Origin of the sequence: Burkholderia sp. JP2-270 (assembly GCF_003233675.1) — a bacterium.
Classification (GTDB): domain Bacteria; phylum Pseudomonadota; class Gammaproteobacteria; order Burkholderiales; family Burkholderiaceae; genus Burkholderia; species Burkholderia pyrrocinia_C.
The window spans coordinates 2,709,770-2,731,813 of the sequence record NZ_CP029824.1; the positions used below are offsets into that span (position 1 = coordinate 2,709,770).

Genomic DNA, 22,044 nt, shown 5'->3' on the forward strand with positions numbered 1-22,044 from the left:
GCGGCCCTTGGCTGATTTAGTCAGTCGCATCTACGCAAGACAAGTAGTAGACGTAGCCGTCCGCATCAAAATCAGACGCAACGAACTTGCGCAACTTCTTCAGCTTCTCGTCATCTAGCTCGACCTCTTCGTACATCAGATCATCCCTTTCAAATCCACAGATATCTTGCAGTTCATCTAAAGATGGATTGATTACGAATGGAATCTCAAAGAGCGAGAACTCGTTGCCCTTCTCAAATCGAGAGATGAAACGCTGAACGGGATGCAGACTCATGGCTCAACCCTCCGGGTTCGCACCGGCCCTTTGCCTGGAATTGGTTCGCCCGAATTTGGATCGAATGCTCCCATGTGATTGCCTCGCTTATCGTAGCGCTCTACTTCCCCATGTTGATAGTCCCATTCACAAATGCACCCCTTGGACTCTTTCCAGCGAGCGCGCTTCTTCTCCGGAATTCCCGGAATTGGTGTTTTCGGCGGAACCCGTACAGCCTCAGGGAACCCCGGCAAATTCTTCGGTGCCGGGATGTACTTGCTCAGACCAAGCGGATCAATCCACTCGATCGGATTGGGCGCGTATTGATACCCGTTCAGTCCACCTGCCAGTCCGATCGGATCCTTCGAGATGAAGCGGCCGTTGCCCGGATCATAGTACCGGTACCGGTTATAGATCGTTGCCCGTTATGTGGCCGTCGCGGATGCGGGTCAGTCCGTCCACGAGGTCGCTAGCCAGCGCTTTGACTTCATCCTCAGCGAGCGCACCGAGCGGCACAACAACGAAACGTTCGCCGCTCCGGAGATCCAAAGCAAAGCAGTAGTCCCCACCGTCCGTACCGATGCCCACGAAGCCTTGGCCCATACGCGTCGTGATCGAGTACAGCGTGTTGAGTTCGACGACTTGCTCGACGGTCCACATGGACAGGTAGAGGTCACCAACATCGCCTTCGCCCCCATCCGCCCAAACAAGGAAGTCCTTATAGTCCAATGGAAGCGAGAGGCCCAGGGTGGTTTCCAGGTTCGCGACTGCCGCCAAGGTGGATGGGGCGTTTCTGCGAAAGCCCGCGCCCAGCAACGCGGTGAAATCCGTCATTTGATGGCTCCGAGTTTGTCCAAGTATTTGTACGCCTTCTTCAAGGCACTCTTCCGGCAGTCGTCCGAGATCCCAGCAGCCCGCATGTCTTGCGACGAATAGTTGAATTGATCCTGGATGCTGGTAGCCCACGGGTCCTGGCCTGCAGCCGTCATTGCGTCGCGACGCGCGTTCTGGCTATCGCTGATCGCTTTATGGATCGGGTTTTGTGGGATGAGAATTGCAGGAGCTTCACGATAGTTGTACCCCTCAATTTCGTTCGCCTTAGCCCAACGATCCTGAATGATGTGGTGGCTCTGATAACCAGACGGTCGGGGGCTCGGTTGATTACCGTGTGGCTCAACGCCGCATGGGCACCCGCATCGCTTCGCGAGACCAAGCGGATCAATCCAGCCCGTTGGATTATCAGCGTATTGATACGCGTTCAAGCCGCCTGTCAATTCAATCGGATCTTTACTGATGAACCTACCACTGCCCGGATCATAGTACCGATACCGGTTATAGTGCAGCCCCGTCTCAGCATCGAAGTACTGCCCCGCGAAGCGCAGCGGATTGGTAATCCCCTCCTTCCGTGCTGCTTCGGTGATCGCTTCCTGCGCTTCACCCCATGCCTTATACCGCGCTGACCATGCGATTTCACCCGCCTCGTCAGTCACCTCCTGCGGCGTGCCGATCTGATCACAATGGTAGTACGCCAGCGGCGCACTCGGCGGGCCGCTTTCGCTCCGCGCCATCGGCACACTCGCACGCGCCAGCGGCGTGAAACTGTCCGGCTCGTACACGTAGTGCACGATCTCCTGGCGCGCGCCCACCGTCTCATAGGCCAGCAGGTCGCCGTCCCACCCGTACAGCGTCAATCCGTAGCCATGCTCCCGCGCCAGTCTGGCCCGCTCCGCGTCACGCCAGCCGCTACCCGCGCTCGACCGGTGCGGCACCTGCGCCTCGGTGTGCTTCGCGATCCGCCGGCCGAGCGCGTCATAGACGTACTTGGCCCGCATCCTTCGGTCGACTGCACCGGACATCCGTCCCAGCGCACTCCATTCGAATACGGTCGGCTCGCCGTTACGCGTGCGGCGCGTCAGATTGCCTCGATCGTCGTATTCGAAGTGCGTGCCGGTGTACTCCCTCAGCAGGTTGTCCAGCAGCGGCGCCGACCGTTTGCCGCCTTCTGCACCGATGCCATGCTGATCGCGCTCGGTTGCCTCCACGAGGTTGCTCGCCGGGTCGAATGCAAACGTCTCCACGCCCAGCGACGACTGCGCACGCGTCAGCCGGGCGATCGGATCGTAAGCGTACTGAATCTCGCCGCGCCGCATGTCGGCGATCTGCGTCAATTGCCCCGCCTTGTCGTACTGATAGCGGCGCTCCATGACCTTGCCGCTCGTGCCTTGCAACGTCTGGCGCGCCAGGCGTCCCGCCTGGTCGTATTGCGTCGCCTGCTTCAGGCCGTTGCCCAGATCGCGCAGCGTCTCTCGATGCGCGTCGTCGCGCTCGAAGTTCGCGACTGTTTTTCCGTCCAGCAGCAATCCGTGCACGTGCCCGGAACCGTAGGTCAGCCAGTCCAGACGCCGCCCATCGGGCCGGATCGTGGCGATGCGCGTCCCGATTTCATCGTACTCGTGCCGCCAGACCTGTTCGAAACCGTAATCGCCGCCGGGATCGCGCGCACCGTTCTCGTCGAATGACGTGTTCAGATGCTCGCGCACCAGATAGCCAACCGGATCGTGGAAACGCCGCACCAGCGCATCGTCGTTCAGCGCCGTCACCAACCGTCCGAAGCCATCGTATTCGAACGACTCGCGCTCGACCTTCCCGTCCATGGGAGGCGTCAGGTAGACGGCATTGCCCTCGGCGTAGCGAGCCGCCCAGCCCGATCGATGGGTGATCCGGCCCATCGCGTCGTAACCGAACTGCTGCATGACACCGCCTGCCAGGCGGTTGCCGATCCGGCCCGTGCGAGTATCGCGGTAGTAGCGCGTTGACTTGCCGTCGAAATCGCGTTCGGCGCTCAATCGGCCGAAGGCGTCGTAGCCGAACGTGTATTCCCGGCCGTTCTCGTTGCGCAGCAGCGTGATCCGGCCCTGCCGATCCCAGCCGTACTCCAGCGCATCGCCGTTGGCGTTGGTTCGCTTCGCCAGCAACCCCGCCCGCGTGTAGCTGTAACGCGTCTGTCGATTCAGCGCGTCCGTATGCGTCAGCAACCGCCCCTCGGCATCGCGCTCAAACGTCTCGCGGCTACCGTCCGAGCCGACAATCCACGCCAGTTGACCCGCTTCATAACCGTAACGGGTCGTCTCACCGGCCGAGTTCTGCTGCTGGACGAGCCGCCTGCGCGCGTCGTACTTCCACGTCGCGGTCTTGCCCGAACAATCGGTGTAGCTTTCGATCTGGCCGTCGTCGCGCCACGCGATCCGCTTAGTTCCACCCTTCGGGTCAGTAATCGCGACCGGCAATCCAGCCCGGTTGTATTCGTATTGGGTAACGCGCCCGAGCGGGTCGGTCGCCTCGGTCATGCGGCCCTTGCTGTCGTAGTAGCGTTGCCAGCGATGACCTTCCGGGTCCTGCAGACCGGTCATGTCGCCGCGTCTATCGTAGACGTAATACGCAGTTCGGCCGTCCTGCTGCGTATGCGAGGTCAAATGCCCGGCGTCGTCCCGCGTAAAGGATTCCTGCGTTCCGTCGGGGAATATATGCTGCGTGACGTGTTTCGCTGTGTCGCGATAAAACCATTCTTCCGTGTTGTCCGGATACACGATCCGGTACACGTAGCCGTCGATGTCGTAGTACTGCTGCGTCGTATTGCCCAGCACATCCGTAACAAAGGTCAGGCGCAGCCGGTCGTGCCAGGTCAGGCGCATATCGAACGTGCCGTCGTCGGCCCATTCGTGAACGGCCTTCGCGTCCAGGTGCGTGCCGTCCCATTCGAGATTCATACCGCGCCCGGTCCGGTCGGCGTAGCGTGTAACGAGGTGGTGTGCATAGGCGTAGCTCCACGAAGCGCCGTCCTCGTCGGTCGCCTCGACCAGATCGCTCGCCTCGTCATAGCGGTAGTGCGCAAGCATGCGCGCGGGCCTCTCGTCAGCCACCAGTTCGATCCGCGTCACACGTCCCGCTGCGTCGTGCGTCAGTCGGGCGACATCACCCGTGCTGCTGACCAAGCGAACCAGCCGGTCGTTATCCCATGTCAGGCTGGCGGCGTTGCCCGAACGGTCCTCGATCCGCGTCAGCCGGAAGTGCTTTCCGTGCTGCACGTAGGTTTCAGTGATCGTCTCGGCACGCACCACCTGGATTCCACCGTCGGCCATCCGTGACACGACGCAAGATTCGATCCGGTCGTGATGGGGCTGGAACACGTCAAACGACGGATACGCGACGCTGCGGCCTGTCGCGTCGTGATACGTCCATCCGTCGCCGCGTGGCTCGAAGCTGACGTGATAGGGCGTCGTCCAGCGCGGGCCGAGCGGGCCGCCTACGTCGTGCGCGCCAAAGTTCGAACGATAGGTGCGCGCCCATTCGATCGGCACGATGCCCGGCAGCACGAAGTCGGTATGCGTGAACGACTCGTCACCCAGCGCGTAGCTGATCGAGTTTTTGCCGCCTTTGGGCGGCTGGCCGACTTGACAGGCCACGCAGTCCGACGCACCCGGTTTCCTGGCCTTGGCCTGATCCTTCGCGGGAACCTGTCCGCATTTTTGTGGGCGAGGCGGTTGAACAACAGGTTATCCACGCGCCTGCGTAAACCGTTCGCCGAACAGAATAGCAAACTGGTTCATCGCTGATTTCCAGTCGAAGGCGGCCCTCACGGTCTTGGCCAGTACGTTGCGCAGCGCCAGCCAGAGCAGCTTGATGGCCGCCTCGTCGTTCGGGAAGTGACCGCGCGTCTTGATGATCTTGCGCAATTGCATGTTCAAGCTCTCGATGGCGTTTGTCGTATAAACGACTCGCCGAATTTCCGGCGGGAACACGTAGAACGGCACGACGTGCTCCCACGCGCGTTGCCACGACTGCACGATCGTCGGGTACTTCGCGCCCCAAGGTCCGTCGGCGAAGTCTTGCAGCGCTTGCCTTGCTGCCTCTTCGCTGGCAGCCGCGTAGATCGGGCGCAGCGCCGTGGCGAGTACCTTGCGGTCCTTGTAGCTGGCGTATTCGAGGCTGTTGCGGATCAGATGCACGATGCAGGTCTGAACGGTGGTCCGCGGATAGGCCGCGCTGATGGCTTCGGTTAGCCCCTTCAGGCCATCGACCACGGCGATCAGGATGTCCTGGCAGCCGCGCGTCTTGAGTTCATTGAACACCTTGAGCCAGAACTTGGCGCCCTCGGTCTGCTCGATCCAGAGGCCCAGCACATCGCGCTGGCCATCGGCTTGGATGCCCAAGGCCAGATAGACGGCCTTGTTGCTGACCACCCCGTCGTCGCGGATCTTGACCCGCAGCGCATCGAAGAACACGACCGGATACATCGCCTCGAGTGGGCGGCTCTGCCAGCTCAGCGCTTCGGCCATCACCTCGTCGGTGACCGAGCTGATGAAGTCGGGCGACACTTCGGTGCCGTATTGCTCGGCCAGAAACCCTTGAATCTCGCGCACGCTCATGCCACGCGCGTACATCGCAATGATGCGTTCGTCGAAGCCGGTGAAGCGGCGCTCGTGCTTGGGAATCAGGATCGGCTCGAAGCTGCCGTCACGGTCACGAGGGACTTCGACACGAACCGGGCCGCGATTCGTGATGACCGTCTTGCCGCTGGCGCCGTTGCGCTCGTTGGCTTGTCCGGCCGGCTTGGACTGGCCCGACGGGTAGCCCAGATGCAGATTCATCTCGGCGCCCATCGCCCGTTCGATGATCGCCTTGTTGAACGCCAGCATCAGATCCTGAACCTCGGTCGGCGTCATCGGCCCCTTGACCAACTGGTCCAGCAGTTCCTTGGGCAACTCAGGCAGCGGCCCGCGGGCCGCTGCCTGACGCGCTACGGTTTGCCTCTTCTTCTTCATCGGCATATCCATGACTTTTATACCTCATGATATGCCCCGCCCACGAAATGACGGATAGGTCCCTTCGCGGGCTCGACTGCATTGCCCGGATTTTTGAGCTTGGCTTGATTCGGTTTGTGCTCGGTGACCGTGGCGGCAACCGGATGCTTGTGCTTCTCGTAAAGGGCGACCGCTCGTTGCAGAATGCGCAGCATCGACAGGATCGACGCGGTGTTATTCGGGTCGACCAGCGCCAGAATCTCGCGCTTGGCAACGGGAACCATGCTTTCAAGCCAGACGGCAGCCCGCGTCATCCGCTCCTTGCCAATCGCACCCGTCGTCAACTCGGCCACGGCATTGGCCTCGCTCTTGACGCCCGCCTTGTAGGCTTCCCAAACGGCGGAGAACAGTTTGTCGTACTGGTGCAGCGGATCGCGCCTGAGCTCGGCAAGGTCGGCCTCGGCACGTTTCAGGTTCTCGTCGGGCCGCAACAGATGGCCTGCCGCCAGCGCGCGCAATACCTTGGCGAGTTCGGCGAGGATCGACGCGATCTTGGCGGCGCTCTCTTTGAGAAATTCTTCCAGTCGCTTGATCGCGCCATCGGCGAACGCGCTGAATTCGCCCATCAGCGTGGAACTGAAGTGGTTCGCCAGCACGGCCGAGACAGCAGCCGGTATCTCTTTGACTTCATGCTTGACCGCCTGCCGGATCACCGCGAGCGTCGGGCGCAGCGTCATGCGCGCCGGTCCGGTTCCGGGCGCCGGCAGCGAGCCGATCAGGTCGATGCCGAGTTCGGCCCAGGCGAGTGTGGATTCGAGCTGGGATCGCCGGGCGTTTCGCTGCTGATACATCGTGACGACGTCGCCGCACAAATCAACGGCCGCCATGATGTTGCCGAGTACGGGCAGCGAACCCGCCACCTGCTCAAGTCGCTGGAGCGTGACCCAGCCGCCCGAGATCTCTTGCAGCCACCCGTCGAACCGGGCAGCCCCGGCGTGAAGATCAGCGACACCGATCTGATCGATTGGCACGATGGCCGTGTCGATGAACGATTGCAGCGATTGCGCATTACCCGTCATGCATTCCCCGGTGCTCTCAGTCGGCATCAGGGTGGTCTGAATGCCGAGCTATCTGGTCTTTGGTGATACTTGCTGTGTCGGTCAAACGTCGCACGGGCAAGCTGAAATGTGAAGCCCAGTATTGGTAGCGCAGAAAGTACGACATCGTCCATCGGTCGAATCTGAATTTGTTAATTGTTTGATATTTAAGCCCGAATGCACCCGGTTGCCGCGCGGATAACGCCGCCGGGAACAAGTGGGGACGACACCAGAACTCGGGCCGGTTGCGCCGTTGCCCCACCGTTCGTTAAGCTGACGAAAATCGTTCATCTCAAAAACGCAAGGCGAAATATTCATGAAACGGATCCTGCTGGCGGCCTTCATGCTGGCGTCGACGCTGGGCGTCGGACACGCGCAAACCCGGACATTCAATTTCGGCGAAGGACAGACGCAGATGCCGGCCGCGGCACCGCAGGCCGCCGCGCCGACCGCACGGCCCGCGCCCGCACGCCGGCACGTGACGGCGCCGCCCCATCACCGGCGCGCCGTTCACCAGCGCCGCCATTCGCGCCACGCGAAGCCGACGCGCAGCGGGATCTACACGCACGCATGACACGGCCCACGCGGCGCGACGCCGTGCACGGAACTGTCACGAACGGCCGGTAAGATCGCTGCGGCCGCCTGCATGCCGTCGCGGCCCGCGGCCGGACAACGAGCCGCCGACGCGCATTTTCTCCACGATTCAGCACCTGTTTTGCCGAACATGAGTACCGGGCCGGACACCCTCGCCGTCATCAAGGAAAGAGCCACGATCGTGTGCTGCCAGCGCAGCAGCGTGCTGCTGGTCGCCCGCACCGCGTCGCGCTGGTCGCTGCCGGGCGGCACGATCCGGCGCGGCGAGACGCCGCTCGAGGCCGCGCAGCGGGAACTCGCCGAGGAAACGCGGCTGGAGGGGCTTGCGCTCGACTACGCGGTGCAATTCGGCGGGCTGACGAAGCTGCATCACGTGTTCGTGGCCGACGTGCCGGCGCACCTGACGCCGCGCGCGAGCAACGAGATCGCCCGCTGCAAGTGGTTCACCGTCGACCGGCTCGAAACGCTCCATGCAAGCGTGCCGACGCGCAAGATCATCGAGCTGCTGCGCCTCGACTGCTTCTCGGCGATCGCGAACGGCCCGCTGCGCTGACGTCGGTGTCGACTGCGCCGGTCACGCGCGCAGGAACGGGCCGGCCTTGCGTTCGAGCAGCGCGACGAGTTCGGGCTGCATGAACGCATAACGGTCGGGGATATCGAGGCAGACGATCTTCTTGTGCTTTAGCCGGGCACCGAATTGCGCCGACAGCCTCGCCTTGTGCGCGCGCTCCATCACGAAGACGATGTCGGCCCAATCGAGCTGCTCGGCGGACAGGCGCGTATCCGCATCGGGCGCGAGGCCCGCGGAGTCGGTCTCGACACCCGGCCACGCGGCGAATACCGCTTCGGCCGTCGGGCTGCGCAGCCGGTTGCGGCTGCAGATGAACAGTGCCCGTGTCATGCCGCTTCGCTGCCTGCCGGCCAGCTCGCCAATCACCCTTGCGGAATCGTGCCGGGCCGCACGTACGCGAGCATGTGCGGCACGTAGTCGGCCTTGCCGAGTTCGACGCCGTGATGACGCAGGATCGCGTAAGCGGCGATCGCGTGGAAGTAGAACTGCGGCAGCGCCCAGTCGCGCGCGTATTGTTCACCCGTCATGTCGAACGCAATGCCGTTCGGCTGTTCGAGCGCGATCGGCAGCGCGGCGCCGCCATCGAGCGCATCCGGCGCGAGTTCGCCGAGAAACGCGAGCGTGCCCGCGATGATCGCCTGCGCGTCGCTCAGCGAGCCGGGCTGCGCATCCGCGTTCCATCCGGCCTCCCGCAATGCCAGCAGCGCAGCCGGCAGCGCCTCGCCGCGCAGCCGGTAGACCGGCTCCATCGCCTGGAAACACGAGAATCGCACCTGTGCGGCGAGCGGATACATGTCGGCCGTCAGCTTCAGCGTCATCGCCGCATCGGGCTCGCCGCCCGCGGCCTGCCGGTGCGCGACAGCCTTGTCGAGCCACGCGGACTGCGCGCGCAGCATCTGGGTAAACGTCGGAACGAGAAGTTGGGTCGGTGACACGCGTGTGCTCCTGTGTGGTGGTTCGCGCCACGATAGCAGCGTCGGCTGACACCTGCATTCCGACCTGGGCTGCGCACACGATCCGATGCAGATTCGACGCATTGCCGCATGGCGCGTGCGAGCGTTTCCGTATGCGGAACGATCGATTGCGCGTGGTCGCCGAAACGCGGCCTTACGGCTTGCCGTATCGCGCCAGGAACCGGTCGAGCTGCGATGCAAACGTCTTGCCGTCGCGTGCGCTGAACGGCGCCGGCCCGCCCGTGTCGATGCCCGTGCTGCGCAACTGATCCATCATCGCGCGCGTCGACAGGCGTTCCTCGATGTTCTCGCGGCTGAACCAGTTGCCGCGCGGGTCGAGCGCATGCGCGCCCTTGTCGAGCACGGCGGCGGCCAGCGGGATGTCGGCGGTGATCACGAGGTCGCCGGCCTCGGCCAGCTCGACGATGCGCGCGTCAGCCACGTCGAAGCCGGCCGGCACCTGCACCGCCTTGATGAACGGCGACGGCGGCGTGCGCAGAAACTGGTTCGCGACCAGCGTCACGCGGATTTCGGCACGACGCGCGGCGCGAAACAGCATGTCCTTGATGACGGCGGGACACGCGTCGGCATCGACCAGTACTTGCATGGCGGGTTTTCCAATGGGGAGAAGCAGAAGCGGCGATCATATCGCACCGCCGGCCGCGGCCTTGCGCCGGCACGCCGCCCGGTCGGCCCGATCAGCCCGCGAGGCCCATGCAAAGCGCATCGGCCATCACCCACTGCGCGCCCCACGCATCGGCGAGCCGCACGCCCTGCCCGATCCGCACGGCCGCGTCGTCGAAGTCGACGAACACGACGTGATCGGCCGCCGCGGGTTTCGCCGGCATCTCGCGCGTGCGGCCGTCAGACAGCACCCACAGCCAGCGCTGCTTGTCGGGCGCACGCCGCGCTTCGCGCGCGAGCAGCTGCGCGGCGGCCGCGATGCCGTCCGCGAGCGGCGTGCCGCCGCCGCCGTCGACCGGTTCGAGCCAGCGCGCATTCCACCAGCGCGGCACGGCCGGGCCGAAGCGCCGCGCGGCGCCGTTGCCGCCGAAGCAGATCAGCGCGGTTTCGACGCGGTCGCGCGCCGCGCGATCGAAATACGCGACGATCAGCCCCTTCGCCAGCGCGAGCCGGTCGTGCGACAGCATCGACGCCGAACAGTCGAGCACGAAGCAATGCAGCGCGTGCGGCCTGCCGGCCCGCTTCCGGAAGCGCAGATGGCCGAGGTGCAGCGAATCGCCGCGTTTCGCGGCGAGCGTCGCGGGCCACGCAACGGCCGTGCCGGCGCGCGCCGTGCCCGGCACGCGCGAGGCTGCGCCTGATTGCCATCGAGGACCGCGAACGGTGTTCGCGGCGGCGCCGGCTCGATGGCTCAGCGTTTTTTTTAGCGGCAGCGGCACGACGCTTTTCACGTCGCGCAGCCCGGCGGGTTCGGGCGGCAGGTAGCCCCAGTCGCCCTGCGATGCGGCGGTATCGTTCTTCGTCGCTCCCGGTTGGTTCTCCGGCCGCTGGCGCGCATCCGGCGGCGAGCGATCGTCACGTTCGCGGTCCGGCTGCGGCGCGCCGGACGATGGCGGCGTACCCGCATGGCGCCGGTGCCGCAGCACCGCTTCGGCCACGCGCTCCACATGCGACACCGTCACCGCGTCGGCCTGTTCCAGCGCGGCGAGTGCGCGCGCGGCGCGCAGCATCACGAGATCGGCGCGCAGCCCGTCGACGGCCGCGTCGATGCACAGCGCACTGACGCGCGCATGCACCGCATCGTCGAAATCGAGCATCGCCAGCCGCGCTCGCGCCGCATGAATCCGGTCGCCGAGTTCGCGCTGCGCGGCTGCATGACGCGCGCGGAACGCGTCCGGATCGAGATCGAATGCAAGCCGCGCCTTCACGATCCGCTCGCGTTGCGCGGCCTCGAAGCAGTTCTCCAGCTCGACCATCAGCCCGAAGCGGTCGAGCAACTGCGGACGCAGTTCGCCTTCCTCGGGATTCATCGTGCCGACCAGCACGAAGCGCGCGTCATGCGCGTGCGATACGCCATCGCGCTCGACGATGTTCACGCCGCTCGCGGCGACGTCGAGCAGCGTATCGACAAGCCCGTCGGCGAGCAGGTTCACCTCGTCGACATACAGCACGCCGAGATGCGCGCGCGCAAGCAGGCCCGGCCGGAAGCGCACGCCGTTTTCGGCCAGCGCATGCGCGAGATCGAGCGTGCCCGTCACCTGTTCGTCGCTCGCCGACAGCGGCAGCGTGACGAACTGCCCTTCGGGCAGCAGTTCCGCGAGGCCGCGCGCGGCGGTCGATTTCGCGGTGCCGCGCGGGCCGCTCACGAGCACGCCGCCGAGCGACGGATCGATCGCGGCGAGCAGCAGCGCCTGCTGCAACGCGTCCTGCGCGACGAGCGCCGCAAACGGAAAGACCGCGCGCTCGCGGTGCAGCGTCGGATCGGTCATCGCCGTCCTCCTTCCTGGAGTTGTTCGCTTTCGAGCCAGACCGCTTCGATCCGCTCGCGATAGTCGCCCGGCTGCTGCCACAGGCCACGCTGCATCGCCTCGACGAAGCGTTCGCAGATGCCGTGCAGCGCCTTCGGGTTGTGCCGTTCGAGGAACCCGCGCGTGTCGTCGTCGAACAGGTATGCGTCGGCGACGAGCGCGTACTGGTGGTCTGACAGCACGCGCGCGGTCGCGTCATAGCCGTACAGGTAGTCGACGGTCGCGGCCAGCTCGGCCGCGCCCTTGTAGCCGTGGCGCTTCACGCCGTCGAGCCATTTCGGGTTGACGACACGCGAGCGGATCACGCGCGCGATCTCCTCGCGCAGCGTGCGCATCTTCGGCGCGACCGGATTCGCATGGTCGCCGTGGTAGATGCTCGGCTGCTGCCCCGACAGGTGCCGCACGGCCGCCGTCATGCCGCCCTGGAACTGGTAGTAGTCGTTCGAATCGAGGATGTCATGCTCGCGGCTGTCCTGGTTCTGCACGACGACGTCGATCGTCGCCAGCCGCTCGCCGAACACGTCGGGCGCGGCGTCGCCCGCGCTGTTCTGCGCGTAAGCATGGCCGCCCCACTGTCGGTAGGCCTCTGCCAGATCGGCGTCGGTCTGCCAGCGGCGCTGGTCGATCAGGTCCTGCAGGCCCGCGCCGTAGCTGCCCGGCCGCGCGCCGAACACGCGCCAGCCGGCGCGGCGCCGCGCTTCGTCGGGCGCCACGCCCTGCGCGATCCATTTCGCGCGTTCGCGCTCGATGCGCGCGCGGATCGGGTTCAGCTCCTCGGGTTCGTCGAGTTCGGCGACGGCCTGCACGGCCGCGTCGAACAGGTGCATCAGGTTCGGGAACGCGTCGCGGAAGAAGCCCGACACGCGCAGCGTCACGTCGATGCGCGGCCGGTCGAAAATCTCGATCGGCAGGATCTCGAAATCGGTCACGCGATGGCTGCCGTGCGCCCATTTCGGCCGCACGCCGAGCAGCGCGAACGCCTGCGCGATATCGTCGCCGCCCGTGCGCATCGTCGCCGTGCCCCACACGGACAAGCCGATCGCGCGCGGATAGTCGCCGTGATCCTGCAGATGGCGCTCGATCAGTTGCTGCGCGGATTTCAGGCCGAGCGACCACGCGGCCTGCGTCGGCACCGCGCGCGTGTCGACCGAGTAGAAGTTGCGCCCGGTCGGCAGCACGTCGGGGCGGCCGCGCGACGGCGAGCCGCTCGGCCCCGGCGGCACGAAGCGGCCGTCGAGCCCGCGCAGCAGTTGGCGCATTTCCTCGCCGCCGCATGCGTCGAGCGCGGGCATCAGCGTCGAGCGGACGCGTTCGATCACCGCGAGCGTATGCGGCCATTCGCCGGGCGGCGTCGCATCGGTATGGGCGTCACCCGATACCGTCGCGCACAGCCCGTCCAGCCATTGCTGCGCGAGCCGTTCGAGCCGCTCGCGCGTATCGCCCGCATGGCGCCACGGCGATGCATCGAGCGCCTGCAGGATCGCCGGCCGCGGGCCGGCCCACGGCGCGGCCCAGTCGGCCGACAGCGGATCGAAATCGTCGCCGAGCGTCAGGTCGCGCGCGAGCGCGCCGATCAGCCCCGCGCGCTCGCCCTTGCCGTCGCCGACCGGAAAGCGCGCGAGCGCAAGCAGCGTATCGCGCCGCTGACGATCGGCCGGCGACACGCCGAACACGTGCAGCCCGTCGCGAATCTGCGCTTCCTTCAATTCGCACAGCCATGCGTCGACGCGCGTCAGCAGCGCATCCTCGTCGCCCGCGTCGCGCGGCGGCGATACGCTCAGTTCGTCGTGCAGCCGGTGTTCGGCGATCGTCGCGAGGATCGTCTTCCTCAGCAGCTTCGCGCGCCGCGCATCGACCATCAGCGCTTCGTAGTATTCGTCGACCTGCCGCTCGAGATCCTGCAGCGGGCCGTAGTTTTCCGCGCGCGTGAGCGGCGGCATCAGGTGATCGACGATCACCGCCTGCGCGCGGCGCTTCGCCTGGCTGCCCTCGCCCGGATCGTTGACGATGAACGGATACAGGTGCGGCAGCGGCCCGAGCGTCAGGTCGGGCCAGCATGCGTCGGACAGCGCGACGCTCTTGCCCGGCAGCCATTCGAGGTTGCCGTGCTTGCCGAGATGGATGACCGCGTCGATGCGATACGCATCGCGCAGCCAGAAATAGAACGCGAGATACGCATGCGGCGGCACGAGATCCGCGTCGTGGTAGCTCGCATAGTCGTTCTCGCCGCGCGAGCGCGACGGCTGGATGCCGACGAACACGTTGCCCGCGCGCCAGCCTGCGATCGTGAAACGCCCGTGGCGCAGCGTCGGGTCGGCTTCGGGCGGCCCCCAGCGCTCGTTCAGCGCGGCGCGCACGGCCGCCGGCAGCCGCGCGAAATGCGCGACGTAGTCGGCCAGCGCGAAGCTCTGGAACGCCGGGCGCAGCGCATGCACGGCCGCGTCGTTGGTCACGCCTTCGGTAAGCCGCGCGATCAGCGCATCGCCGTCGGGCGGCAGGTCGGCCACCGCGTAGCCCGCATCGCGCAGCGCCGCGAGCACGCGCAGCGCGGACGCCGGCGTGTCGAGCCCCACGCCGTTGCCGATCCGCCCTTCGCTTTGCGGATAGTTCGCGAGGATCAGCGCGATGCGCTTGCTCGCGTTGTCGAGCGTGCGCAGCCGGCACCAGCCGCGCGCGAGCGCCGCGACGAACGCGATCCGCTCCGCATCCGGCTGGTAGCGCACGACGTCGACCTCGGTGTGCGGGCAGCGATAGGCGAGCCCCTTGAAGCTCACCGCGCGCGTGACGATGCGCCCGTCGACCTCGGGCAGCGCGATGTGCATCGCGATGTCGCGCGCATGCAGGCCCTGGTTGTCGGCCACCCATGCGTCGCGATTGCCGCCGGACAGGATCACCTGCAGCACCGGCGCGTCGCCGGCGAGCACGTCCGGCTCGGCGGCATCGATCGCGCCGGCCGCGAACGCGGTCGTGTTCAGCACGAGCGCCACGCCGTGCATGTCGCAGAGCTGCGTGATGACCTCGCGGCTCACCGCGTCCTTCAGCGACGTCACCGCGATCGGCAGCGGGTTCAGCCCTTCCTGAACGAGTGCGTCGGCCAGCGCGTCGAACACGGCCGTGTTCGCGGCCTGCCAGTGCGCGCGATAGAACAGGATCGCGACGACCGGCGCGCCGGGCGTCCAGCGCGGCCGCCAGTCGTCGACGCTCGCGCGGTCGCGCGCCGGGTGATACAGCGCGGCGGCCGGCAGCGGACGCGGCGGCTCGGGTTCGTCGCCGAAGCCGAGCGTATGGAAGGCGATGCTGCGCAGCAGTGCTTCGGCGTTGTGCACGCCGCCTTCGCGCAGGTAGCGCCACCACAGCCGGCACAGGTCGGGGGCGACCGTGCTCTTCGCGACGAGGTTCGGGTCTTCCTGCAGGTCGCCCGAGAACATCGCGAGCTGCTGAGCACGCTTCGACGCGAGCGACACGGCCTGCTCGATCCCGTACGGCCAGTATGCTTCGCCGCCGAGATGATCGATCACGACCGTCTTCGCATGACGCAGCACGTCGTCGACATAGAAATCGACGGACGCCGGCTGCCGCAGGAACGTGACGTTCGCGAGCCGCACGCTCGGGAAGCCGGCCGGCAATTGCGGCACGACGCTCGCGAGCAGCGACAGCGTCGTGTCGGCCGAACTCAGGATCACGATGTCGGCCGGTTGCTGGTCGATCCGGACGACGCCCTGCGTATCGTCGACGAAGCCGCCCGGCGTGGTGCGCAGCAGATGCATCGTGCGTTACGCCTGTTGCGGTTCGGCCGCGCACGCGGCGTCGAACGCGCGTTGCAGCGCGGCCGCGTCGAGATCCTCGCCGATCAGCACGAAACGGCTCGCGCGCGTTTCGCCGTCCTGCCAGCGGCGGTCGAAATAGCTGTCGAAGCGGCGGCCGACACCCTGGATCACGAGCCGCATCGGCGCGCCGGGCAGCGCGGCGAAGCCCTTCGCGCGGTAGATCGTGTGTGCTTCGACGACGCGCTGCAGCGCGGCGATCGTCGCTTCGCGCGAGCCCGCGTCGCCCGACACGACCACCGAATCGAAATCGTCGTGATGGTGATCGTGATCGCCGTCGTCGGCCGAGCCGTGATGGTCGTGGCGCAGGTGGATCGTTTCTTCCGACGCCGATTCGAGCCCGAGCAGCATCGCGAGGTCGAGCTCGCCGCGCGTCGCGCGCACGATCTTCACCTGCGGCGGGATCTCTTCGCGGATCGCGGTTTCGATCTGCGCGAACTGCGCGTCGCCGACGAGATCGGCCTTGTTCACGATCACGAGATCGGCGGACGACAGCTGGTCGGCGAACAGTTCGTGCAGCGGCGATTCGTGGTCGAGGTTCGGGTCCGCACGGCGCTGCGCGTCGACTGCCTGCGGGTTTTCCGCGAACTGGCCGCTCGCGGCAGCCGGCCCGTCGACGACGGTCACGACCGCATCCACCGTGAAGCTGTTGCGGATCGTCGGCCAGTTGAACGCCTGCACGAGCGGCTTCGGCAGCGCGAGCCCCGACGTCTCGATCAGCACGTGGTCGATGTCAGCGCGGCGCTCGACGAGCGCTTCCATCACCGGATAGAACTCTTCCTGCACGGTGCAGCACAGGCAGCCGTTCGCGAGTTCGTAAAGCTGGCCCGACGCTTCGTCCTGCGCGTCGTCGCAGCCGATGCCGCAGCCCTTGAGGATTTCGCCGTCGATGCCGAGCTCGCCGAATTCGTTGACGATCACCGCGATGCGGCGGCCTTCGGCGTGCTGCAGGATGTGGCGCATCAGCGTCGTCTTGCCGCTGCCGAGAAAGCCCGTGACGATCGTGACGGGCAGCTTGCGTAGAGTCATGGAATATCCAGGGTCGTAAGGGGGAGTCAGGCCGAGATCGTCACGTCGATCTCGTCGTAGCGCTTTAACCGGTAGATCAGGGCCGACACGAGCCAGCATGCGAGGAACAGGCCGATCACGACGTAGCCGAGCATGCCGAAGTGCGACGCCACCATCGACGCGAAGCCCCACACGGGGCCCTGCAGCGACAGCTTGTCCGCGAGCAGCGCGAGCACCTCGATGCCGCCGATCAGCGCGGCGACCAGCACCGACACGAAGGTGATCGTCATGTTGTAGTAGATCTTGCGGATCGGCCGCACGTACGCCCAGCGATACGCGCCCATCATCAGGATGCCGTCGGTCGTGTCGACCAGCGTCATGCCGGCGGTGAACAGCATCGGCAGCGCCATCACGGACCAGAACGACAGGCCGCCCTGCACCTGCGCCGCCGAGATGCCGAACAGCGCGATCTCGGTCGCCGTGTCGAAGCCGAAGCCGAACAGGAACCCGACCGGATACAGGTGCCAGCTGCGCGACACGAGCCGGAACAGCGGACGGAACAGGCGCGCGAGCACGCCGCGCTGGTTCAGCAGCAGGTCGAGATCGGCGTCGACGATCGGCTCGCCGCGCCGTGCGGCGCGAAACGTCCGGTAGACGGAAATCAGGATCAGCAGGTTCGCGATCGCGAGCACCAGCAGGAAGAACGCCGACACGCTCGTGCTGATCACGCCGCCCCACGCTTTCATGCTCTCGAAGCGCGCGAGCGACGCGGCCGTGAGCGCGACCACGACCGACATCACGATCACGACCGTCGAGTGGCCGAGCGAGAAGAACAGGCCCGCGCCGAGCGGGCTGCGGCCCTCCTGCATCAGCTTGCGCGTGACGTTGTCGATGGCCGTGATGTGGTCGGCGTCGACCGCATGGCGCAGCCCGAACACGTATGCGAGCAGCGCGGTGCCGAGCAGCACGGGCTGACCGTGGAAGGCGGCGAACGCCCAGATCCACGCGCCTGCGTTGAACGCGAGCAGCAGCGCATAGATCGCGACGATCTTGCCGCGCAGCCCGGACGGGCTGTCGTTGAACAGGCGAAACAGCGAATCGAGCATGACGCTCCTTTGCGAACGGTCGACATGAAGAATGCCAACACGGCCGTCGCGGCTCGCCCCGCGCGGTCCGGCCCTTCATCGGGCCGGATCATGCGCGCTCGCACGGGCGGTCGGACGACGGGAATCGGGAAACGCTCGGGTGTCGGGCATGCTGCGGCCGTGGACGATGCGCCGCCTCCCCGCGGCGCTGAACCCCAACGTTTAGGCCGGTATCCGGGCTGACGAACACGCCGCTTCGCCTTCCCGGATGCGCAGGGCATCCAGTGGCGGTCGTCCGCATGCGCGCGGCATGCGGCGAAGCGGCGCTGCATCGCGGCGGGCACGATGCGTTCGCTTACCGTTGCGGGGGCAGCACAGGTTGGCTCGACTGCGACGCAGGCAGGCTCCCTGTTTCCCGTTTAACTGCGTGCGCCGGAGGGCGCGCGCGAGCACCAAAACGCGTGCGAGTGTAGGCGTCGGGGGCGGGAGCGTCAAGGCGGCGCGGCTTTCCGAACGGCGTCTTGCATGGCCGCGGCGCCACGCCGGAGGCCGCTTCCGGCATCGTCGCGGCGGGTTCGCGCGGGCGTACCGCTGTGCTATCGTAGCGCCGCGTTCGGTGCTCGCATGCGCATTCCGCGCATGCAGTTAAACGGGAAACAGGAGGCGGACGACCGCCCGGCCTGTGCTGTCCCCGCAACGGTACGCCGCCCGCGCGACGCGCTTCCCCGCGCACGCGCCCATGCCGCCCACGATGCCACTGCCCGTCAGCCGGGCGGGAAGGCCGCGGCCTGGCAAGCGGCCAGCCCGGATACCGGCCGACGCAAGGGGCGAGCCCGATGCTCGCCGAACGCCCGATCCGCGGGGGACGGATGGGGTGCGCATTCCGCCCGCGTTCGCGCGGGCTTCGCCCGATCCGTCATGCATTGCCTGCTCGCCGGCCGCCGATGTGCCGCCCGCCTTCCCCTTTCCACTGTCTCGACACGGTGCGCGCCGTGCCGCGCGCGATGAGCCGCGCCTGGCTCATCGGCGCGGGCCCCGGCGACGCCGACCTGCTGACGCTCAAGGCCGTGAGCGCGATCGGCGCGGCGGACGTGCTGCTCGTCGACGATCTCGTGAACCCCGACGTGCTGCGCCATGCGCGTGCCGACGCGCACATCGAGCATGTCGGCAAGCGCGGCGGTCATGCGTCGACGCCGCAGGAAGCGATCGTTGCCGCGATGCTCGCGCACCTGCGCGCCGGCCGCAGCGTCGCGCGGCTCAAGGGCGGCGATCCGTTCGTGTTCGGCCGCGGCGGCGAGGAACTGGCCGCGCTCGGTGCGGCCGGTTTCCCGGTCGAGGTCGTGAACGGCATCACCTCGGGCATCGCCGCGCCGGCCGCGCTCGGCATTCCGGTCACGCAGCGCGGCGACGCGCAGGGCGTGATCTTCGTCACGGGCCACGGCGCGGGCGCCGACGAGCCCGACTGGCGCGCGCTTGCGGCCACGCGCATGACGATCGTGATCTATATGGGCATCCGCCGGCTCGACGCGATTGCGGCGGCGCTGCGTGACGGCGGCCTGCCCGGCGATACGCCGTGCGCGGCGATCGAGAACGCGACGCGCCCCGAACAGCGGCATGTGCTCGCGACGCTCGACACCGTCGTCGAACGCGTCGGCGCGACCGGCATCGGTTCGCCGGCGATCGTCGTAATCGGCCGCGTCGCGGCGCTTGCCGACGATCCGTCGGTGCGTGCGGCGCTCGGCGGCAGCGCATGATGCGCGTCGCGCTCGGCGTCGGTTTCCGCGCGGGCGTGACGGCCGCGCAACTCGATGCCGCGATCCGCGCGGCGCTGGCGCTCTACCCGGCCGCCGAACCGGCGCTCGTCGCGACGCTCGCCGACAAGGCGCGTGCCCGCGCGCTGCGCACGCTGTGCGCGCGACGCGGCTGGCCGCTCGTCGCGTTCGACGCGGCGCAACTCGCGAGCCGTCCCGAACTGGCCGCGAGCGGCCCGTCGGACGCCGCGCTCGCGCGCTTCGGCGTCGCGGGCGTGGCCGAGCCGTGCGCGCAGCTCGCGGCACCGCACGGCCGGCTGCTGGGCCCCAAATCCATCCGGAACGGCGTGACGGTCGCACTCGCCGGCCCGCTCTGAACCCTTTCTTTCGCTTTCGACAGGACGATTCCCGATGAAGACCGACTCCGAATCCCATCAGCGGATGGCCGAACGCCGCCGCGCCGGCCACGAGAAGAAGCAGGCCGCCGCCACCCATGAAAAAGGCCTGCTGATCGTCCACACCGGCAACGGCAAGGGCAAGAGCACGGCCGCGTTCGGCATGGCCGTGCGCGTGCTCGGCCACGGCATGCGGCTCGGCGTCGTGCAGTTCATCAAGGGCGCGCTGCACACGTCCGAGCGCGACTTCCTCGGCGCGGTCGCCGAATGCGACTTCGTGACGATGGGCGACGGCTACACATGGAACACGCAGAACCGCGACGCCGACATCGCGACGGCGCGCAAGGGCTGGGACGAGGCGCGCCGGATGATCGAAAGCGGCGACTACCGGATGGTGATACTCGACGAGTTGAACACCGTGCTGAAGTACGAATACCTGCCGCTCGACGAAGTGCTCGCGACGCTCGTCGCACGTCCGGAGTCGGTGCATGTCGTCGTCACCGGGCGGCACGCGCCCGATGCGCTGATCGACGCGGCCGATCTCGTCACCGAAATGCGGCTCGTCAAGCATCCGTACAAGGAGCAAGGCGTGAAGGCGCAGCGCGGCGTGGAGTTCTGAGCGTGCCGGCCTGCCCCGCACTGTTCGTCAGCGCGCCCGCGTCCGGCCAGGGCAAGACGTCGGTGACGGCCGGCCTCGCGCGGCTGCACCGCCGGCTCGGCCGCCGCGTGCGCGTGTTCAAGACCGGGCCCGATTTTCTCGATCCGATGCTGCTCGAACGCGCGAGCGGCGCGAGCGTGCATGCGCTCGACCTCGGGATGGTCGGCGAGGCCGGCTGCCGCGCACTGCTGGCCGATGCCGCGCGCGATGCGGACCTGATCCTGATCGAGGGCGTGATGGGGCTGTTCGACGGCACGCCGAGCAGTGCCGACCTCGCGGCCGCGTTCGGCGTGCCGGTCGTCGCGGTGATTTCCGCGAAGGCGATGGCGCAGACCTTCGCGGCAATCGCGTTCGGGCTCGCGCGGTTCCGGCCGGGGCTGCCGTTTCACGGCGTGCTGGCGAACCGCGTCGGCTCGGCCCGGCATGCGGAATTGCTGCAACAGGCGCTGCCCGCCGACCTGCGCTGGCTCGGCCACGTGCCGGCCGATGCGGGCATCGCGCTGCCGGAGCGGCACCTCGGCCTGCACCAGCCAGCCGACATCGACGACCTCGAGGCGCGGCTCGAGCGCGCGGCCGACGTGCTCGAGCAGACGGCGCTCGCCGAATTGCCGCCTGCCGTCGCGTTCGCGGAACCGGACGTCGCGACGCCGCTGCCGCGTGCGCTCGCCGGCAAGCGGATCGCGGTCGCGCGCGATGCGGCGTTCTCGTTCATCTATCCGGCGAATCTCACGCTGCTCGATGCGCTCGGCGCGCAGTTGCGGTTCTTCTCGCCGCTCGCCGACGAGCCGGTGCCGGGCGATTGCGACGCGCTGTTCCTGCCGGGCGGCTATCCGGAACTGCATGCGGCCACGCTCGCGGCGAATGCCGAAACCGCGCGGTCGATTCGCGCGCATGCGGCCGCAGGCCGGCCGATCGTCGCGGAATGCGGGGGGATGGTGTATCTGTGTGAATCGCTGACCGACGTGGACGGCTCGACGACGCCGATGCTCGGCCTGCTGCCGGGCCAGGCAACGATGCAGCGCCGGTTCGCGGCACTCGGCATGCAGCAGTTCGATACGCGCACCGGGCCGATGCGCGGCCATACGTTTCATTATTCGCGGCTCGCGACGCCGCTGGAACCCGTCGCGAACGCCACGCGCCCCGACGGTGCGCCGGGCAGCGGCGAAGCCGTCTATCGCAGCGGCTCGATTATCGCAACGTACATGCACATGTACTGGCCGTCGAATCCAGATGCGGTCGTGGCGTTGTTCAGCGGAGAAGCGTTCTAGATTGCTCGATGCTGCGCCCGGATCGAGACGGCACAAGTCATGCCGGGATTGCGGGGCACTTTGCGACGATCACGCCACTCGACGTGCGCGGCCACAGATGTCGTTCGATATCCATCCGCTGATGCAGGGCCCGAATCACATCGAGCGCGTCATCTGTTTCGCGATAGAACACGACGTGGGAACCCGCTGCGTACCGGAAATACCCGTCCCGAACAATGCAAGTCCGGCCAGCCTTTTTCCCGCGCGCCAGCGCTTCCATCGTCCCGATCGGATCACGGTGGTAGTGGTCCGCAC

At 67.1% G+C, this 22,044-nt stretch carries 20 protein-coding genes, 1 pseudogene and 2 riboswitches; of the genes and pseudogenes, 6 read left to right on the forward strand and 15 right to left on the reverse strand.

Annotated features, from left to right (window positions below):
- Positions 1 to 16: 16 nt before the first annotated feature.
- The 6 genes from DM992_RS12820 to DM992_RS12845 all read right to left on the reverse strand — a co-directional run bounded on the left by DM992_RS12820 (position 17) and on the right by DM992_RS12845 (position 7,133).
- Positions 17 to 274 carry a hypothetical protein gene (locus DM992_RS12820; protein WP_111017091.1) on the reverse strand — a complete coding sequence of 86 codons (258 nt, stop codon included), beginning with the start codon at positions 272 to 274 and terminating at the stop codon, positions 17 to 19.
- Positions 271 to 669 (reverse strand): colicin E3/pyocin S6 family cytotoxin, encoded by a 399-nt coding sequence (locus DM992_RS42275; RefSeq protein ID WP_111017092.1) that lies wholly within the window; start codon positions 667 to 669, stop codon positions 271 to 273. Before DM992_RS42275 ends, DM992_RS12820 begins: the two co-directional genes overlap by 4 nt.
- A complete protein-coding gene (locus DM992_RS12830; protein WP_111017093.1) occupies positions 662 to 1,087 on the reverse strand; it encodes an SMI1/KNR4 family protein in 426 nt (141 codons plus the stop codon). The genes DM992_RS42275 and DM992_RS12830 overlap by 8 nt, the downstream gene beginning before the upstream one ends.
- Entirely contained in the window at positions 1,084 to 4,716 is a 3,633-nt protein-coding gene (locus DM992_RS12835) for an RHS repeat-associated core domain-containing protein (protein ID WP_111017094.1), read from the reverse strand. The genes DM992_RS12830 and DM992_RS12835 overlap by 4 nt, the downstream gene beginning before the upstream one ends.
- A gap of 90 nt (positions 4,717 to 4,806) precedes the next feature.
- Positions 4,807 to 6,075 carry an IS256 family transposase gene (locus DM992_RS12840; protein ID WP_111017906.1) on the reverse strand — a complete coding sequence of 423 codons (1,269 nt, stop codon included), beginning with the start codon at positions 6,073 to 6,075 and terminating at the stop codon, positions 4,807 to 4,809.
- Positions 6,076 to 6,092: 17 nt separating this feature from the next.
- Entirely contained in the window at positions 6,093 to 7,133 is a 1,041-nt protein-coding gene (locus tag DM992_RS12845; protein WP_111017095.1) for a hypothetical protein, read from the reverse strand.
- Positions 7,134 to 7,467: 334 nt separating this feature from the next.
- Between DM992_RS12845 and DM992_RS12850 the strand changes: the two genes are divergently transcribed.
- Positions 7,468 to 7,725: a hypothetical protein gene (locus DM992_RS12850; RefSeq protein ID WP_111017096.1), complete on the forward strand. Its 258-nt coding sequence runs from the start codon at positions 7,468 to 7,470 to the stop codon at positions 7,723 to 7,725.
- A 150-nt stretch (positions 7,726 to 7,875) separates the two neighbouring features.
- Positions 7,876 to 8,298, forward strand: coding sequence for an NUDIX hydrolase (locus DM992_RS12855; protein WP_111017097.1), 423 nt, complete (start codon positions 7,876 to 7,878; stop codon positions 8,296 to 8,298).
- A 21-nt stretch (positions 8,299 to 8,319) separates the two neighbouring features.
- On the opposite strand, the gene DM992_RS12860 is transcribed toward DM992_RS12855, so the two are convergent.
- From DM992_RS12860 to DM992_RS12895, 8 genes and pseudogenes are all read right to left on the reverse strand, one after another.
- Positions 8,320 to 8,646, reverse strand: a complete 327-nt coding sequence (locus tag DM992_RS12860) for a low molecular weight protein tyrosine phosphatase family protein (protein WP_111017907.1) — start codon at positions 8,644 to 8,646, stop codon at positions 8,320 to 8,322.
- Positions 8,647 to 8,678: 32 nt separating this feature from the next.
- Complete coding sequence (locus DM992_RS12865; RefSeq protein ID WP_111017098.1) at positions 8,679 to 9,251, reverse strand: DUF1993 domain-containing protein; 573 nt, start codon at positions 9,249 to 9,251, stop codon at positions 8,679 to 8,681.
- 172 nt (positions 9,252 to 9,423) lie between these two features.
- The gene (locus DM992_RS12870) at positions 9,424 to 9,876 is read right to left on the reverse strand and encodes a YaiI/YqxD family protein (protein WP_072440986.1); all 453 of its coding nucleotides are present in this window, start codon (positions 9,874 to 9,876) and stop codon (positions 9,424 to 9,426) included.
- A 91-nt stretch (positions 9,877 to 9,967) separates the two neighbouring features.
- Positions 9,968 to 10,420 (reverse strand): magnesium chelatase, encoded by a 453-nt coding sequence (locus tag DM992_RS43510; protein ID WP_343212419.1) that lies wholly within the window; start codon positions 10,418 to 10,420, stop codon positions 9,968 to 9,970.
- A gap of 231 nt (positions 10,421 to 10,651) precedes the next feature.
- A pseudogene (locus tag DM992_RS12880) lies at positions 10,652 to 11,722 on the reverse strand (ATP-binding protein); the annotation flags it as partial.
- On the reverse strand, positions 11,719 to 15,528 hold the full coding sequence (cobN, locus tag DM992_RS12885; RefSeq protein WP_111017099.1) for a cobaltochelatase subunit CobN: 3,810 nt from the start codon (positions 15,526 to 15,528) through the stop codon (positions 11,719 to 11,721). The pseudogene DM992_RS12880 and the gene cobN, both read right to left, overlap by 4 nt.
- Positions 15,529 to 15,534: 6 nt before the next feature.
- Positions 15,535 to 16,614 (reverse strand): cobalamin biosynthesis protein CobW, encoded by a 1,080-nt coding sequence (gene cobW / locus DM992_RS12890; protein WP_111017100.1) that lies wholly within the window; start codon positions 16,612 to 16,614, stop codon positions 15,535 to 15,537.
- Positions 16,615 to 16,640: 26 nt separating this feature from the next.
- Positions 16,641 to 17,699, reverse strand: a complete 1,059-nt coding sequence (locus DM992_RS12895) for a HoxN/HupN/NixA family nickel/cobalt transporter (RefSeq protein WP_111017101.1) — start codon at positions 17,697 to 17,699, stop codon at positions 16,641 to 16,643.
- Positions 17,700 to 17,885: 186 nt separating this feature from the next.
- Positions 17,886 to 18,150, reverse strand: a riboswitch (cobalamin riboswitch).
- A gap of 125 nt (positions 18,151 to 18,275) precedes the next feature.
- A riboswitch (cobalamin riboswitch) is annotated at positions 18,276 to 18,513 on the forward strand.
- A 109-nt stretch (positions 18,514 to 18,622) separates the two neighbouring features.
- On the opposite strand from DM992_RS12895, the gene cobA reads away from it, so the two are divergent.
- Genes cobA through DM992_RS12915 form a run of 4 tightly spaced genes read left to right on the forward strand, consistent with a single transcriptional unit; the run spans position 18,623 to position 21,750 of the window.
- Positions 18,623 to 19,432: a uroporphyrinogen-III C-methyltransferase gene (gene cobA, locus DM992_RS12900; protein WP_204356083.1), complete on the forward strand. Its 810-nt coding sequence runs from the start codon at positions 18,623 to 18,625 to the stop codon at positions 19,430 to 19,432.
- A complete protein-coding gene (locus DM992_RS12905; protein ID WP_111017102.1) occupies positions 19,429 to 19,806 on the forward strand; it encodes a cobalamin biosynthesis protein in 378 nt (125 codons plus the stop codon). Before cobA ends, DM992_RS12905 begins: the two co-directional genes overlap by 4 nt.
- Positions 19,807 to 19,840: 34 nt before the next feature.
- The gene (gene cobO / locus DM992_RS12910) at positions 19,841 to 20,443 is read left to right on the forward strand and encodes a cob(I)yrinic acid a,c-diamide adenosyltransferase (protein WP_034184156.1); all 603 of its coding nucleotides are present in this window, start codon (positions 19,841 to 19,843) and stop codon (positions 20,441 to 20,443) included.
- Positions 20,444 to 20,445: 2 nt separating this feature from the next.
- Positions 20,446 to 21,750 (forward strand): cobyrinate a,c-diamide synthase, encoded by a 1,305-nt coding sequence (locus DM992_RS12915; RefSeq protein WP_111017103.1) that lies wholly within the window; start codon positions 20,446 to 20,448, stop codon positions 21,748 to 21,750.
- A 37-nt stretch (positions 21,751 to 21,787) separates the two neighbouring features.
- On the opposite strand, the gene DM992_RS42700 is transcribed toward DM992_RS12915, so the two are convergent.
- Positions 21,788 to 22,009 (reverse strand): type II toxin-antitoxin system RelE/ParE family toxin, encoded by a 222-nt coding sequence (locus DM992_RS42700; RefSeq protein ID WP_239511281.1) that lies wholly within the window; start codon positions 22,007 to 22,009, stop codon positions 21,788 to 21,790.
- Between the last annotated feature and the right edge of the window lie 35 nt (positions 22,010 to 22,044).